Raw genomic sequence first — 15,949 nt, forward strand, 5'->3', positions numbered from 1 at the left:
CTCTTCCTTTCCTGTTTTCATCGTCCCGCATTATCCATCTTTTCAGCGTGCATGTTTTTAAATGATCGCCGGAAAACCTGTGGCGCGGGCGGCCACACTCGGCTTCTTTTTTGCGGGCGTTGTCGCGGTTTCAATCGGAACCGGCTTCTCCGACTCATACAATTTAACGACGCGGCCGCGCCACATTAAGCTGACTCGGTCCCCTCAGACACTCAGCAGGAGTACCGATGACAAAAATTTCCAGACGAGGATTTTTCAAACTAGCCGGTGGCGCCACCGCCGCGCTGACCCAGGCGCCGGCGCTGGTCGCGCATGCGGCGCCGGCGCCAACGCCTGCCACCCACGCCGGCGCGGCGCTGTTTTTCAACCCTGACGAGATGCGCTGGATCGAAGCCGCCACCGAGCGTCTGATTCCCGAGGACGACAACGGCCCCGGCGCGCGCGCTTCCGGCGTGCCGGTGTACATCGACCGGCAACTGGCCGGCGCGTGGGGCGCCGGCGAACGCTTGTACCGTAGCGGTCCATGGCAGCCGGGCGAGGCCAGCCAGGGCTATCAGTTGCCGTTCACGCCGGCAGAGCTGTTCCGCAACGCGCTGCGCGGCGCGCGCGAAGAACTGCAAGGCCGCAAGGAGGGCGCCTTCGAAGCGCTGCCCGGTCCGCGCCAGGATGCATATCTCGAATCGCTGCAAAACGGCAAACAGGATCTGCACGGCGTGCCGGCCCATGTGTTTTTCGAATCGCTGCTGGCGCTCACCATCGAGGGCTACTTCAGCGACCCAGTCTACGGCGGCAACAAGGACATGGCGTCCTGGAAGATGATCGGCTTTCCCGGCGCCTACGCCAGCTTCTACGACCTGGTCGACCAGCACGGCGTGGCCTATACGCGCGCGCCGATCAGCATGGGCGATAACGGCGCCGGTGTCATCCACCTGCATCCCGTATCCACGCAGCACTCCGGCAAGCGGGGGGCGTGATGGCGACCAAACTGGCGGAGGTGGACGCGGTGCTGATCGGCGTCGGGCTGGTGGGCACCATGCTGGGACGCGAGCTGACGCGCGCCGGACTCAAAGTGGTGGGACTGGAACGGGGGCGGCCTCAATTCACGGTGCCCGATTTCCAGGGACCGCAGATGCATGACGAGCTGCGCTACTCGGTGCGCAAGGGACTCATGCAGGACAACACCAAAGAGGCGGTGACGTTCCGCAACCGCGCCGACCAGGTGGCGCTGCCTGTGCGCCGGTGGGAAAGCTTCCTTCCCGGCACGGGTCTTGGCGGCGCGGCGGTGCACTGGAACGGCCAGACTTACCGTTTTCAGGACAGCGACTTTCGCATGCGCACCCGGACCACCGAGCGCTATGGCGCGCGCTTTGCCGATCCCGAGCTGACGATACAGGACTGGGGCGTGACGGCGGCCGACATGGAACCGCATTACGACCGCTTCGAGTACCTGCTTGGCGTCAGTGGCCTGGCGGGCAACATCGGCGGTAAAAAGATCGCTGGCGGCAATCCGTTTGAGGATCCGCGCCGGCGCGGCTATCCGACCCCGCCAATGAAGGAGCCGTACGGCTCGGCGCTGTTCCGCAAGGCGGCCGCACAGCAGGGTTACCATCCGTTTCCCCAACCGTCGTCCAACCTCAGCCAGCCTTATACCAATCCGGAGGGCATGCAGCTAAGCACCTGCATGTTCTGCGGCTACTGCGAACGCTACGCCTGCGAGCACTACGCCAAATCATCGCCGCAGACGATCCTGCTGCCGGTGCTGCTCAAGGACCCCAACTTCACCTTGCGCACGCAGGCACAGGTGCTGCGGATCAATCTGAGCAAGGACAAACGCCACGCCACCGGCGTCACCTACGTCGACGCGGCCGGACGCGAATTCGAGCAGCCGGCCAAGCTCGTCGTGTTGGGCTCGTTCGCCCTCAACAACGTGCGCATGCTGTTGTTGTCGGGGATCGGCACGCCGTACGATCCCCGCAGCGGCCAGGGCACGGTCGGGCGCAACTACGCCTACCAAACCATGAGCTCGGTGCAAGTGTTTTTCGACGAAAAGACCAACATCAATCCCTTCATGCGCTCGGGCGCCTGCGGCACCGTGATCGCCGATTTCGTCGGCGACAACTTCGACCATGGACCGCACAAGTTCATCGGCGGCGCCTATGTCGGCGAGGTGATGACCAACGGCCGTCCGATCGAGTTCCATCCGACGCCGCCGGGCACGCCGTCGTGGGGCGGCAAGTGGAAAAGCGCCGTGGTGCGCCACTACAACCATACGTCGGTGCTCAACGTCCACGGCAGCTCGATGGCGCACCGCGCCAACTACCTCGACCTCGACCCCACCTACAAGGATGCCTGGGGCCTGCCGCTGCTGCGCATGACGTTCGATTTCCCGGCCAACGATTTGCGCATGTCGGCCTACGTCACCGGCAAGGCGGTCGAGATCGGCCGCGGGATGGGCGCGCGGCAGGTCAACGGCGCCGGGCGCAAGGGGCCGTACACGGTCACGCAATACCAGACCACCCACAACACCGGCGGCACTGTGATGGGCGCGGACCGCAACACCAGCGTGGTCAACCGCTATTTGCAGAGCTGGGACGTGTCCAATCTATTCGTCATCGGCGCCTCCAACTTCCCGCAGAACGCGTCCTATAATCCGACCGACACCGTTGGTGCGCTCGCTTATATGGCGGCGGAGGCCATCGTCAAGCGCTACCTGAAGTCGCCCGGCCCCATGGTGCAAGCATGAACGCCCGGCATTGGTTGTTTGCCGGACGCTGCCTGGTGTTCGCGTGCGCGGTGGCCGCGCTGGTCGCCTTCCTGGCGTTGTTGGCGATGCCGGCGCTGGCGCGGCAGTCGCCCGCTCAGGCACCCGCTCAGGCACCCGCTGCGCAGCCGGCACCGCAACAACAACGCCAGCCGCAGCCCCAGCAGCAAGCCCAGCAGCCGGCCTCGGCCGAGCGGGGGCGGCAGCTCGCCGAAAAGGGCGCCGACGGCGTCACCGCGTGCATCAGCTGCCATGGCGCGCAGGGCGAGGGCAACGCTGCCGCCGGTTTTCCCCGGCTGGCGGGCCAGCCGTCGTTTTATCTGGAACGGCAGATGAGCGCCTTCGCCGACGGCCGCCGCAACAATCCGGTGATGTCGCCGATCGCCAAGGCGATGACTGCGCAGCAGCGCCTCGACAGCAGCGCGTGGTATGCCAGTGTCGACCCGGCCAAGGCTGCTGGCGCCCAGCCGGGAGCCGGCGCCGCCAAGCCCGACGCCGCGCGGCAAAAGCGCGCGTTGGCGCTGGCAAACCAGGGCGACGACAAGCTCCAGGTGCAAGCGTGCATCAACTGCCACGGCCCGAACGGCGCGGGCGAGGCGCCGGCCTATCCCTACCTGGCCGGCCAGCATGCCACCTATTTGACGGCGGCGATGGCCGAATGGAAGAGCGGGGCGCGCAAGACCGATCCCAGCGGACAAATGCCGACCATCGCAGCGCGGCTGGGTGACCAGGATGTCGCGGCTCTGGCCGCTTTCTACGCGGCGCAGAAGGCGCAGGCGCCGGCGCTGCGGACCAATGTCGCCGCAGGATCCGTCGCGCGGCCCGCCGTGGCGGCGCGTGCCGACACGTCCGGGCCGCGCGCAACCGCCACCGCGCCGCAAGGCGTGGGCACCGAGCAGGGCGCCCCGCTAACCGGCGGCAACCAGGGCCAGGGTGGCGGCGGTGGCGCGCAAGGCAACCAGACGCAGCCGGCCGGGCAGCAGGGTGGGCAGTCGAACGGATCGTCGCAGCAGCCGGCCCGCAACCCGCCGCCACCGGCGCAGCGTCGCTGAGCATGGCCAGCTTTGCCGGCACCAGCAAGCGGCGCCGTCGATAGCCGCGCGACGCCGCTTGTTGTATGATCAACTTTCCTGGCGGCGCCGCCGGTTGCCGCCGCGTTCGAACCACTTGTACAAGGGATAGTCTCGATGAGAAAAGTTTTGTCCGGTGTTACGTTGCTGGCATTGACGGCCGCTGTTCCTGGCTCGGTGTATGCGGCCGCTTCGTCATGGCAGGAGGCATCCAGCGCCTTCGCGGTGCCGCACCAGTTGATTGACGTCGGTGGACGCAAGATGAATATCTTCTGCGCCGGACAGGGCGCGACCACGGTGATCTTCGATGCACCGTCGGGCGACGCCGGCTGGAACTGGCACCGCGTGCAGCCGGAAGTGGCCAAGCATACCCGCGCCTGTGTGTTCGACCGCGCCGGCTTTGGATTCAGCGATCCGGCCAAGACGCCAAATACTTCTGAGAGCGTGACTACCGATTTGCACAAGCTGCTGGCCGGCGCCGGCGTCAAGCCGCCCTATATCCTGGTGGGCAACTCGCTCGGTGGTGGTAATGTGCAGGTCTACACGTATCGCTATCCGCAGGAGGTCAAAGGGCTCGTGCTGGTCGAAGCCGAACACGAGGATGAGACCAGCCGCCTCGACAAAGCCAGCCAGGGAATGATCGGCAAGTTTTACGGGATGGTCGCGGAGCAGAACAAATACTGCCTGGCCGCCGCCACCAAGGGCATCAAGCCGGGCAGCGAGGAGCAGATGAACTGCGTCGGCGATGTGGCGCAGGCATACGGCCCGGCGCTGGGCGCGGCGGTGCTGAAGTCAAACACCACGCCAGCCTACTGGCGCACCAACGTCGCCGAGTGGGACGCCATCAAGGTCAGCGACGAACAGCTGCGCAAACTGCGCCGGCCATTCGGCGATCTGCCGCTGGTGGTGCTGACGCGCGGCGTCAGCCCTTACGCACAGCCGGGCAAGCCACAGAGCGCGTTGAATAAAGCGACCGAGGACGAGAACGTCGCCATCCAAAAAGAGATGGCCGCGCTGTCCACGCGCGGCAAACAGCGCATTGTGCCGGGCGCCGGCCACGTGATCCATGCGGACAAGCCCGAAGCCGTGGTGCAAGCGGTGCTGGACGTGCTCAGGCAACTGAAATAGCCCCTGACGTGCTGCTTTAGTCGAACGGTGAAGTTCGACGCGGAGATACAACCGCGCAAGAAGAGAGCGGCTGAAAACCATATCTTACGGTTACGCATGTCCTATTGGCACTGATCCGTTCGTTCAATCTGCCGCGACAGAGTGAGAGCGCTTTGGCGCAGCGCATGGCGTAGGCGCTAATACGGAGCTACATTGGCTTAAGTCTTATGGCGATAGCAGAATCGGGCCGCCGATGGCGGCCATCCCGGCAACTAGTACATTACACCTTAGCGGAGGAACGGTGCAAAAGAAAACTTTAATCATCATTTTAATTGTCCTCTTAGTTGCTGTAGTCGGCTTTTTAGCTATGGACCGGAGCGACAAGTCGTCAACCGAGGACCGTTCCAAAGCCTTCGATAAAAGTTTCGCGAAGTAGTCCTTAAAGATAGTGAACAATACATGAACAAGTTGATATTCCGGATTACTGCTATCTCTGCTGCTTTATGGATGCTTTCCAATGTTTGCCATGCGTCCGACAGTGTGTGTAACGAGATCAAGCGGATTTCGCTGCGCGAAGCGTGCGTAGCAGAGCGGGCTAAGCCATCTGCTGTGCCCAAGGTAAGCAACCCAAGCGATATAGTTATCCGAGGCAAGCCAATGCAGCAGCAGGAGTTCTTGAATAGGTACTGCAACGGAAAAATATTTGAGGAAACCTGTGTGGCGGTACGTCGTCAAATGTCAATGGACGCTACGAGGAGCAAAAAGGGCGTTCCACGCTTCTGAATCAGTGGCGATGCTGACGATAAAAATGCTGCAAGTAAAGTCATTGCTAATCTGTTAGCTCAATCGGTATTGTGTATAACCGCATCTTTTGTCAAACAGTATCGTGGCGGTACATGGGCCTCATGCAGGCTGCAGTGCCGCTAGCTGCAATCTGCTTGCCAGTTGATCAGGTAGTGCTGCGGCGGTCGACAAAAGATGCGCCAACATGTGGCGTCGAGAGCGCTAGGCAGGGACCGCCTTAACAAGGTGAACGCGTTGGTGCTCGGCCATCTTGCCGATGTGGTCTGTCGCCTATGTGTACAAGCTGTGTTCCTATCTGCCGCTGCTCGGTGTGCTGGCGGTATTGCTGCCGAATATGGAACGACGTTAGCGCGCAGGAACAACCCCGTTTTTATCGTGCTGTCCATGATCGGCATCATGCGCACGACTGACGCCGCGCATGCCGGCGTCGATGTATCGCTCCACACTCAAAGTTCGCGTCGTCGTTCCGCATCAAGCGGACGGCGCCGGCGTTCTTCATTGTTGAAAGGAGCAGCACATGTCATCGATCAACACCGTATCGCCAGCGTGCCGGGTTACGAAGCGGCGCAACCTCATCGCTCCGCGCCTGTTGGCCGGCTTGGCGATCACAGCTGCTGCCACCATTACCTTCTCTGCACAGGCCCAGCCGCAAGCCCGCGCCGCCGGCGACCACCCGGCGACGACGCTTTACCGCGTGGTCAACCTCGGCGCCGGGCAAATCAGCGAGCTGCCCGTCATCAATGTCCGCAACCAGGTATCGTTCTCGCTGCATACGGAACAGGGCTCGCGCGGCTTTTTCTACGATGGCAAAGGCGTTCGCGATATCGGCACGCTGGGCGGCGCGAGCGCCAACGCCGTCGGCTTGAACGACGCCGGCCAGGTGGTGGGCCGCGCCGACACCGGCGTCGGCGCCAACCACGCGTTTGTCTGGAGCGCCGGCGCGGGCATGACCGATCTCGGCGTGCTGCCGGGCGCCTCCGCGTCGGCCGGGTTCGCGATCAACAACGAGGGTGTGGTGGCCGGTTATTCCGACGGCGTGCCGGCGACGCCGCCGCTGGCCTTCCGTTGGAGTGCGGCCGACGGCATGCGCGGCCTGGGCGCGTTCACCAGCGGCCTTGCAAGTTTTTCGGTGGCCACCGCGTTGAACGATGCGGGACTGATCGCCGGTAACTCGGACACCTCGTCGTCGGACACCCACTCGTTCGCCTGGACGCAGGCGGCCGGCATGATCGACATCGACAGCTTCCGCAGCGATTATTCGGCGCCGGCCGCCGTCGCCCGCGACGGGCGCGTTGCGGGCTACTATGCCGTTCCCGGCTCCGCCAATCTGAACCACGCGTTCATGTGGAGCGCCGCCAACGGCATGCGCGACCTGGGCACGGCCGGCGGCGTCGAATCATATGTGCTGGCGATGAGTCCCAACGCCAATATCGCCGGCGTCGTCAATCTCGCCAGCGGCGACCAGCACGCGATGGCGTGGACCGACGCCGGCGGCATGATCGACCTGGGCACGCTGGACGGCGCCCCGCTCGGTACGGGCTCCCGCGCGCTGGGCGTCAACAAGCATGGGACCATCGTCGGCTGGGCGCGCAACGCCGGCGGCAAGTACGAACCGTTCGCCTGGACCGCCGCCGCCGGCATGGTCGAATTGAACACCCGTCTGCGCAACGCACCCGCCGAACTGGTGGTGGAGGGCGGCCTGGCGATCTCCGACGCCGGTGTCATCGTCGCCGACAGCAACGCCGGCATGGTGCTGTTGCTGCCGTGCTGCGCCAGCAAGGGGACGCACGCGCTGGGACCTGTGGTGGCCGCCGACCTGGTCGCCGTTGGCGAGCCACTCGACGCCGCCGTCCACTATGCCGATGAAGACCTGGTGGGCATGCGCGGCGTCAGCTGGTCCTGGGGCGACGGCGGCGACGAGCAGCCGGGCGCGATGCGCGAAGGGCGGGGCGCCGGCAGCGCCAGCGCCAGCCATCGCTACGCGGCGCCGGGCATCTATCCGGTGACCGTCACGCTGGTCAACCGCGCCGGACTCGCGGTCTCGGTCAGCCGCCAGGTCGTGGTCTACGCGCCGGGCGCCGGCATCGTCGGCGGCAGTGGCGCGGTCTCGTCCGCCCAGGGCGCGCTCAAGGCGTCGCCGCTCAAGGCCGGCAAGGCAAGCTTCCGCTTTGTCGCGCCATCACCGGCCGGCGCGTCCCCGGGCGCGGGGCAATTGCAGTTTCATTTGGCGGGATGGGGTTTTCGCAGCGACGAGCTGCGTGCGACGGCCGGCAGGCCGGGACAATTTGAAGGACGCGGCAAGGTCGACGGCCGGGGCGACTACCGGTTCGAACTGGCCACCGCGGCCGGCACAGCGACCGCGCGGGAGGCGAAAGGGCGCTTCAGCCTGAAAATCTGGCACACCGATGCCACCACCAAGGCGGCGGTGGTCGATTACGACAGTGCGTCCGGCCGGCCCGGCGCGCAGGGTGGCGCCATGCTCGACGGCCTGATCCTGCAGCGCTAGCCCGACCGTTGGACAGTAGTTTAAGCCTCGATAAAGCGCATCTTGAAGTTGCGCCCTTTGATGGCGCCGAAGTCGCCGCCCAGCGGGTTGTTTTTGCTCAGGCGATCGAACGCCTCGTAGGCGACGCGGCGGTCGATCGCCACATAGGTCTGGAACTCGAAGACGTTGATCTTGCCCACTTGTTCCTTGCTCAGGCCCGCGTCGCCGGTCAGGGCGCCCAACAGGTCGCCGGGACGCAGTTTGTCCTTTTTGCCGCCCGAGATCACCAACGTCATCATCGGCGCCGGATCGACGCCGTAGTCGTCGCCGTCCAGGCTATCGAGGTCGAACCACTCGACCTTGGAGCCCTGGTATTCCTCGATCAGCTTGACCCATTTTTTTTCGTTGGGCGCGCACAGCGACAGCGCCAGGCCCTTTTCGCCCACGCGGCCGGTGCGGCCGACGCGGTGGATGTGCACTTCGGTGTCCTTCGAGACGTCGACGTTGATCACCGCCTCGAGATTCGGGATGTCGAGGCCGCGCGCGGCGACGTCGGTTGCCACCAGCACCGAGCAGCTGCGGTTCGAGAACAGCACCAGGATCTCGTCGCGCTCGCGCTGTTCCAGTTCGCCGAACAAGGCCAGCGCCGAGAAGCCCTTGGCGCGCAAGTCGTCGGCCAGTTCGCGGCACTGCACCTTGGTATTGCAGAAGGCGATCGCCGATGCCGGCTTGTAGTGCCCCAGCAGCTTGCCGACGGCGGCGGTGCGCTGGTCGAAGCCGATCTCGAAGAACAGCTGTTCGATCTTGCTGTTGTCGTGCTGGGCCTCGACGGTCACCTCGACCGGATCGGCCAGGAAGGAATCGGTGGCGCGGCGGATGTCGTCCGGATAGGTGGCCGAGAACAGCAAGGTCTGGCGGCGCTTCGGGCAGGCGCTGACGATGCCGGCGATTTCGTCATAGAAACCCATGTCGGTCATGCGGTCGGCCTCGTCGAGCACCAGCGTTTCGACCTTGGACAGGTCCAGCGTCGCGCGGCCCAGGTGGTCGCGCACGCGGCCCGGGGTGCCGACGACGATGTGGGCGCCGTGTTCAAGCGAAGCGATTTGCGGACGCATCGGCGAGCCGCCGGTCAGCACCAGCACCTTGACGTTGCCGGTGCTGCGCGCCAGGCGGCGCAACTCGTTGGCCACCTGGTCGGCCAGCTCGCGGGTCGGGCACAGCACCAGCGCCTGCACCGCGAACCAGGCCGGATTCAGTTTTGCCAGGATGCCGATGCCGAAAGCGGCGGTCTTGCCGCTGCCGGTCTTGGCCTGCGCGATCAGGTCGCGTCCGGCCAGCACCGACGGCAGGCTTTGCGCCTGGATGGTGGTCATCGACTTGTAGCCGAGCGAATCGAGGTTGGCGAGGAATTCGGCGGTCAGCGGCAGGCTGGCGAAGGCGGTGCTGTCGCCTTCCGGCGTGGTGTTGTCGGGGGAAGTCATGATGTCAGGCCTGTTCAAAAAGGACGTAAGCACAGTCTAACAGGCTCCGTTCCGGCCCTGATGCTGTGTGCGGTGGTGATGTCGGTGTTACTACTGTGACGATTAGTTTGGCGCCCACACCGGCAAGCCGGTCAGGTCCAGGGACTCGTCGCGGACCCAGACCGGCAAGCCGCTGGCGTCGGTCGGATCGAGCAGTTCGAGTTGTTCCTGCTTGAGCTGCGCGCGCCTGGCGCGTGGCGCCGGTGGGCGCTTCGCTTCCGGTTCGAGCGGCGCGGCCGGGCTGAAACCGGGCAGGTCGAACGTAGCGTTATCTTTTTTATCTCTCATTTCAAAATCTCGTGCCCACGGCGCCATCGAAAATGCGCCGCTCAAAACAAAAGCCCGGCTGCAGGAGTCGGGCTCAGTGAGGTAATGACCGCGATTGTAGCATACCCACGCGGCCCCTAGGGGAATCAGCGGAAGCTCAAAGCCCCGGTCAGATCGCCCGGCGGCGTCGCCTGGCGCGCCGCGAAGGCCTCGTTGCGCACCTTCAGCCCTTGCAGCAGCGGCAGGTCGTGCAGGCGGGTGATGAAGCGCAGGATCGACGTGGTGTCGTAGAAGCTGTGATCGACCTGGCCCTTCTTGGCGAACGGCGACACCACAATGGCCGGGATGCGCGAGCCGGGACCCCAGCGGTCGCCCTTGGGCGGCGCCACGTGGTCCCACCAGCCGCCGTTTTCGTCGAAGGTGATCACGATGACCATGTCCTTCCACTGCGGGGATTTTTTCAGGTGCTCGATCACGTTGGCGATGTGGGCGTCGCCGGACTCCACGTCCGAATAGCCGGCGTGCAGATTGAGGTTGCCCTGCGGTTTATAGAACGTCACGGCGGGCAGCTTGCCGGCGATGGCGTCGGCGATGAATTTGTTCGAAATGGGGCTATCGCCCATGCCGGCATCGCGCAGGTGCTCGGCGCGCGCGGCGGTGCCGGGCGCGAACTGCTTGAAGTAGTTGAACGGCTGGTGATGGTACTGGAAGTTCGGTTTCTCGCCGCCGCCGCGCGCGTCGAGCGCCGCCTGCCACGCGCCGCCGTACCACGCCCAGCCCACCTTTTTGGCCGACAGCAGGTCGCCGATGGTGTCGTAGGTTTGCGGCGGCAGGGTGCCGGCATCGTCGGGATCGGCCAGCAGTTTATCGCCACCGGCCGCCGGACGGATGTAGCTCGGCTGGTAAGGCGGCGCCATGGTGTTGACCGCGTAGCCGTCCGGCGTGATGGCGCCGTTGTTGACGTACAGCGGCATACCGTCCATCGCCGACGCCGGGCTGTCCTTGGTCACGCTCAGCCACATGCCGGTCGGACCGTCGTCGAGCACCGCGATTTTCTTCTTGGCGGCGGTCTGCGGCGCGTTGAAGTACTCCGGCGTGCGACCGGTGATCAGGAACTGGTGGTTCAGGTAGGAGCCGCCGAAAGCCGCCATGAAGAAGTTATCGCACAAGGTGAACTGCTCCGCGATCTTCCACAGGCCGAGGTTTTTGCTGGTCTCGCCGTAGTAGCCCATGACCATGCCGCCGGTGTTGCCCCACGCTGCGAAGCCGTCGTTCTTGCCGCCGTTGATCTGCATCTGGTTCTGGTAGAACAGGTGCCACAGGTCGCGCGTGATGACCGCCTCCGGCAGCGGCTTGCCTTCGACGTCGGCAAGCTTGAAGGGCGCGTTCGGCAAGTCCTTGATGTCATCTTCCTTCAGCGCGTATTTTTTACCGCCGATGTCCTGCGGCGTGGGCACCATGCCGCCCCAAACCTTGGGCAGGGCAGGCAGCACCGCGCCGTTGCGGTCGCGCTGCTGGTAGGAGGCGGCCGGCACGGCAGACAATGGCGCGGCGGTGCCGGGGAAGTTGGCGAACAGGTTGTTGAAGCTGCGGTTTTCCAGGTAGATCACGACCACGTTCTTGACGCTGGCTTTGAGTTTGGCGTCCAGCGAGCCCTTGGCCGGCTGCCTGGCCGGCGCGGCATTGCCGAGGACGGGCAGGGAGGTGGCCAGTCCGGTCGCCGCGGCGGCCTGGAAGATGCGGCGGCGCGCCGGATTGGCGGGTGCGTCCTGCTGTGCTTGTACTTCGACCGGGTCCGTATCCTTCACTACTGCCTCCTGAGCTGCCAAAAAGCGTAATTGTGGCATTTACGGAGCCAAATGGATGTGTCGGAATGTAAAAAAACCTGCGGGGTCAAGTCTGTCATTCGGACACGGCCTCGTCAGCAGCACGGTACAGCACGTGTCCGAATGTCAGACTTGACCCCGGTTGGTTGGCATCAACGGCCGAAGCTGCTGGTCCAGTTTCATGAAATCGAGCGGCTTGGTGAAGTGGAGGTCGAATCCGGCATCGCTGGCGGCCTGCTTGTCCGACTCCTGGCCCCAGCCGGTCGCGGCGACCAGCACCATGGCGCGTCCCCACGGCTCGCTGCGGATCTTTCGCGCCAGTTCATAGCCGTTCATGTCCGGTAAGCCGATGTCCAGGATGGCCGCGTCGGGAAGCGATTGGCCGATCAGGCGCAAGGCGTCGCGCCCCGTGTTGGCGACGGCCGGCACATAACCCAGCATCTCCATCGCCGCCGCCAGCGTGTCGGCTGCGTCGACGTTGTCGTCGACGATGACCACGCTCGCCGGTCGGCTCGCGGGCGTGGTGGTGGTCGGCGCGGCCGGTTCGGCGACCGCCGCCGCCGGCGCTTCGATCAACGGCAGGCGAACCGTGAAACAGCTGCCCTGTCCGACGCCCGCGCTTCTGGCCGAGACCTCGCCACCGTGCAGCGCGACCAAGCCCTTGACCAGCGACAGGCCGATGCCCAGTCCGCCCTGGGCCCGGTCGAGGGCCGGGGTCAGCTGCGAGAACATGCCGAAGATATTGTCCAGCTGGTCTTCGGGAATGCCCATGCCGTCGTCAATGACCTCGATCACCGCGCTGCCGTCGGAAATTCCGGCCACCAGATCGATGTAGGCGCCCGAGTGGCTATATTTGCTGGCGTTGTTGAGTAAATTGGCGACGATCTGCGTCAAGCGCGCCCGGTCGACGTTGGCCCACATCGGATGGGGCGGCAGGTCGACGCGCAGCGATTGGCCGGCCGCGTGGAGCGACGACAACGCCTCCTCGGCGGCGAACCGGAGCGTCTGCCCCAGATCGGTCGGCTCCAGCCGCAGGTCGATCTTGCCCTGGCTGATGCGCGAAACGTTCATCAAATCGTCCACCAACCGGGTCATTTGCGTCACCTGGCGCGCCAGCACCGCCAGCTCGCGCGCCGACGGTGGCGCGTCCGCGCCGCGCAACGCCATCGTGGCGATGACGTTGGACAGCGGCGCAAGCGGGTTGCGAAGCTCGTGCGCCAGCGTCGCCAGGAATTCGTCTTTGCGGCGATCCTCGGCGGCCATGGCGTCGTTGGCCTGCCGCAGCCGGGTTTGCGCCAGCGCCAGATCGTCGGTGGCCGCCTCCGCCTTGGCGCGCGCCGCCAGCAGCTCGCGTTCGTACAGCTTGCGGTCGGCCGCCATCAGCACCGCGATTTCGTCCTGCGCGGCGCCGTTGCGCTCACGCCGGATGGCGCTCAACATCATCGGAATGCGCCGCCCGTCCTTGTGCAGCAGGTCCAGCTGGACCTCGGACACCGACCCCTGCATTTGCAGCAGCGGCGTCCAATGAGTTTGCAGGAACACGCGCGCGCCCATCGGCATCAGGTCGGGAAAGCGCTTGTGGCCGACCAGCTCGGCCAATTCGTAGCCGAGCCAGCGCGACAACGTCAGGTTAACGCGCAACACCTTGCCGTCGGGCGCGGCGATCAGCAGTCCGCAGGGGGCGTCCTCCCACAGGTCCCAGCCCGAGCTGCGTCGCTCCCGCATGCCGTCAGCGCGGCGTGGCGAGGAAGGCGCGCATGGCGTCGATGCTCGCAGCCGGCGCGCTCAGGTGCGGGCAGTGGCCGGTGTTCTCGATCATCGCCAGCTGGCTGCCGGGGATGGCGCGCTGGATGAACTCGCCCACTTCCCGGGGGGCGATCAAGTCGTCGCTACATTGCAGGATCAGGGTCGGGATGGTCGATTTGACCAGGTCGGCGCGGTGGTCCGACAGGAACGTGACGCGCGCAAAGTGTTTGGCGATATCGGGATCGGTACGGCAAAAGCTGTTGGTCAACTCCACGCCCAGTTCAGGCATGTCGGGCGCGCCCATGATGGCCGGGGCCATGGTGCTCGACCAGCCGAGGTAGTTGCCTGCCATCGTGTCGAGCAGATCGTCGATGTCGGCGCGCGAGAAGCCGCCGCGGTAGTTCTCGTCATCGATGTAACACGCCGACGGACCGATCATGATTTGCGCGGCGAACTTGTGCGCCGCCGCGTTCGACGCGAGCAGGCCGATCATGGCGCTCACGGAATGTCCGACGAACACCACCGGCCCCGTCGCGTAATGGTCGACGATCTCCAGCAGGTCGTCCGCGTAGCCGTGCAGGGTGGAATATTTGTTTTTATCATAGGCCGACAGGTCCGAGCCGCCGCTACCGACCAGATCGAGCAACACGATGCGGAACTGGTCGCGGAAGGCCGGCAGCAAGTGGCGCCACATGCTCTGGTCGCACCCGAAGCCGTGGACCAATATCATGGTCGCGTCCCCCTCGCCATGGACGCTGATATTGTTGCGGCTTTTCAGTTGCATAGGAATGTTGTCCAGGACATTAATATTACTTTTGCAAGATAAGGATAGCGCAAGGATAGCATCAAAACGGGAATGCCAGCGATGAGATAGGCGAGGGCGGTCAGGGGCGGGCGAAAATGGAAAAAGCCGCTGATTCCTTTGCAAGAATCAACGGCTTTTCGAATGTGGTTGCGGGGACAGGATTTGAACCTGTGACCTTCGGGTTATGAGCCCGACGAGCTGCCAGACTGCTCCACCCCGCGTCTGAGGCCCAAATTATACACAGGCCTGCGCGAATCCGCAAGGGGCTGATAAATCGCGCTGTTTTACGCGGCGGCCAGGCGCCACAGCGACGTCACCTCTGCCGCGCGCGCGGCGTGCAGCGGATCGGTCGCGTCGGCGGCGCGCGGATGGGTCGGACGCACGTCGTGGCGCTCGATCACCTTCAGGCCGGCGGCGGCGATCCACGCCATCAGGTCGTCGCGTGGACGCAGTCCCAGGTGCTCGGCCAGATCGGACAGGATCAGCCAGCCTTCGCCGCCCGGTGTCAGGTGATCGGCCAGCCCGGCCAGGAAGCCGCGCAGCATCCGGCTGTCCGGATCGTAGACGGCGTATTCAATCGGCGAGCTCGGCCGCGCAGGCACCCACGGCGGGTTGCACACGACCAGCGGCGCGCGGCCGTCGGGGAACAGGTCTGTTTGCAGCAGCTCGACCTGACCGTCCAGATCGAGCCGCGCCAGGTTTTCGCGCGCGCAGCTGAGCGCGCGCGGGTCCTGGTCGGTGCCGATCACGCGGGCGATGCCGCGCTTGGCCAGCACCGCCGACAGCACGCCGGTGCCGACGCCGATGTCATACGCCAGCTTGACGCCGGCCGGCAGCGGCGTGTTGGCCACGAGGTCGACGTATTCGCCGCGCACCGGCGAGAACACGCCGTAGTGCGGGTGGATGCGCGCGTCCAGCGCCGGGATCTCGACGCCGGTACGGCGCCATTCGTGCGCGCCGATCAGTCCAAGCAGCTCGCGCAGCGAGGCGATGAACGGTTCCTCGAAACGGCCATACGCCTCGTTGCAGGCCAGTTGCACGTCCGGCGCGCGGCGCAGCGGAATGGCGTAGCCGGCGTCGAAAGGGATCAGCAGCATGGCCAGCGTGCGGGCGCGCTGCGATTGCGCCTGGCGGTGCAGGTGGAACGCTTCGGTCGGTGATGCCGGCGCCTTGGCCGGCTTGGCTTTTTTGGATGGCTTGCCTTTGACGTCGGCGCGGCGGGCCAGCGCTTGCAGCAGCTGGCGCGCGTTCTGGAAGTCGCCGCGCCACAGCAGGGCCGTGCCTTCGCAGGCCAGCCGGTAGGCCACATCGGCGTTGGTGCGGTCGTCGGCGATGATCACACGCTTGGGCGGCGGCATGCCGGCCTCGGAGCGCCAGCGCGCGGAGCACTGCACGCCGTTCTCCTCCCAGTGGATCAGCTGCGGAATCGGGGAGGCGGGAGTTTGTACGGGCATGTCAGGCAATCGGTAGGAATAAACAGCTAAGCGGATGGCAACGATGGGAAAAAAACAAGCACAAAAAACGCCGGGGATGCAATGCATCCCTGCGGCGTTCCGTG

At 65.1% G+C, this 15,949-nt stretch carries 12 protein-coding genes and 1 tRNA gene; 6 read left to right on the plus strand and 7 right to left on the minus strand.

Features of this window, described 5'->3' with window-relative positions; genetic code table 11:
- The first annotated feature begins 227 nt into the window (after positions 1–227).
- From ACZ0BA_RS03475 to ACZ0BA_RS03500, 6 genes are all read left to right on the plus strand, one after another.
- The gene (locus ACZ0BA_RS03475; protein WP_463449949.1) at positions 228–974 is read left to right on the plus strand and encodes a gluconate 2-dehydrogenase subunit 3 family protein; all 747 of its coding nucleotides are present in this window, start codon (positions 228–230) and stop codon (positions 972–974) included.
- Positions 974–2,743: a GMC family oxidoreductase gene (locus tag ACZ0BA_RS03480; protein ID WP_463449950.1), complete on the plus strand. Its 1,770-nt coding sequence runs from the start codon at positions 974–976 to the stop codon at positions 2,741–2,743. The genes ACZ0BA_RS03475 and ACZ0BA_RS03480 overlap by 1 nt, the downstream gene beginning before the upstream one ends.
- Positions 2,740–3,813, plus strand: a complete 1,074-nt coding sequence (locus tag ACZ0BA_RS03485) for a c-type cytochrome (protein WP_463449951.1) — start codon at positions 2,740–2,742, stop codon at positions 3,811–3,813. Before ACZ0BA_RS03480 ends, ACZ0BA_RS03485 begins: the two co-directional genes overlap by 4 nt.
- 135 nt (positions 3,814–3,948) lie before the next feature.
- Positions 3,949–4,959 carry an alpha/beta fold hydrolase gene (locus tag ACZ0BA_RS03490; RefSeq protein WP_463449952.1) on the plus strand — a complete coding sequence of 337 codons (1,011 nt, stop codon included), beginning with the start codon at positions 3,949–3,951 and terminating at the stop codon, positions 4,957–4,959.
- Between the two features lie 438 nt (positions 4,960–5,397).
- The gene (locus ACZ0BA_RS03495) at positions 5,398–5,721 is read left to right on the plus strand and encodes a hypothetical protein (RefSeq protein WP_463449953.1); all 324 of its coding nucleotides are present in this window, start codon (positions 5,398–5,400) and stop codon (positions 5,719–5,721) included.
- Between the two features lie 538 nt (positions 5,722–6,259).
- Complete coding sequence (locus tag ACZ0BA_RS03500; protein ID WP_463449954.1) at positions 6,260–8,248, plus strand: hypothetical protein; 1,989 nt, start codon at positions 6,260–6,262, stop codon at positions 8,246–8,248.
- Positions 8,249–8,268: 20 nt separating this feature from the next.
- Here ACZ0BA_RS03500 and dbpA read toward each other — a convergent pair whose 3' ends face one another.
- From dbpA to ACZ0BA_RS03535, 7 genes are all read right to left on the minus strand, one after another.
- Positions 8,269–9,708: an ATP-dependent RNA helicase DbpA gene (dbpA, locus tag ACZ0BA_RS03505; RefSeq protein ID WP_463449955.1), complete on the minus strand. Its 1,440-nt coding sequence runs from the start codon at positions 9,706–9,708 to the stop codon at positions 8,269–8,271.
- Positions 9,709–9,810: 102 nt separating this feature from the next.
- Positions 9,811–10,035 carry a hypothetical protein gene (locus ACZ0BA_RS03510; protein WP_090314314.1) on the minus strand — a complete coding sequence of 75 codons (225 nt, stop codon included), beginning with the start codon at positions 10,033–10,035 and terminating at the stop codon, positions 9,811–9,813.
- A gap of 125 nt (positions 10,036–10,160) precedes the next feature.
- On the minus strand, positions 10,161–11,861 hold the full coding sequence (locus tag ACZ0BA_RS03515; protein ID WP_463449956.1) for an acid phosphatase: 1,701 nt from the start codon (positions 11,859–11,861) through the stop codon (positions 10,161–10,163).
- A gap of 105 nt (positions 11,862–11,966) precedes the next feature.
- Positions 11,967–13,565, minus strand: coding sequence for a hybrid sensor histidine kinase/response regulator (locus ACZ0BA_RS03520; protein ID WP_463449957.1), 1,599 nt, complete (start codon positions 13,563–13,565; stop codon positions 11,967–11,969).
- Between the two features lie 4 nt (positions 13,566–13,569).
- Complete coding sequence (locus ACZ0BA_RS03525) at positions 13,570–14,370, minus strand: alpha/beta fold hydrolase (RefSeq protein ID WP_463449958.1); 801 nt, start codon at positions 14,368–14,370, stop codon at positions 13,570–13,572.
- Between the two features lie 165 nt (positions 14,371–14,535).
- Positions 14,536–14,612, minus strand: a tRNA-Met gene (locus ACZ0BA_RS03530).
- Positions 14,613–14,675: 63 nt separating this feature from the next.
- Positions 14,676–15,845, minus strand: coding sequence for a methyltransferase (locus ACZ0BA_RS03535; RefSeq protein ID WP_463449959.1), 1,170 nt, complete (start codon positions 15,843–15,845; stop codon positions 14,676–14,678).
- Between the last annotated feature and the right edge of the window lie 104 nt (positions 15,846–15,949).

The sequence above is a fragment of the Duganella sp. AC917 genome (genome assembly GCF_979258245.1).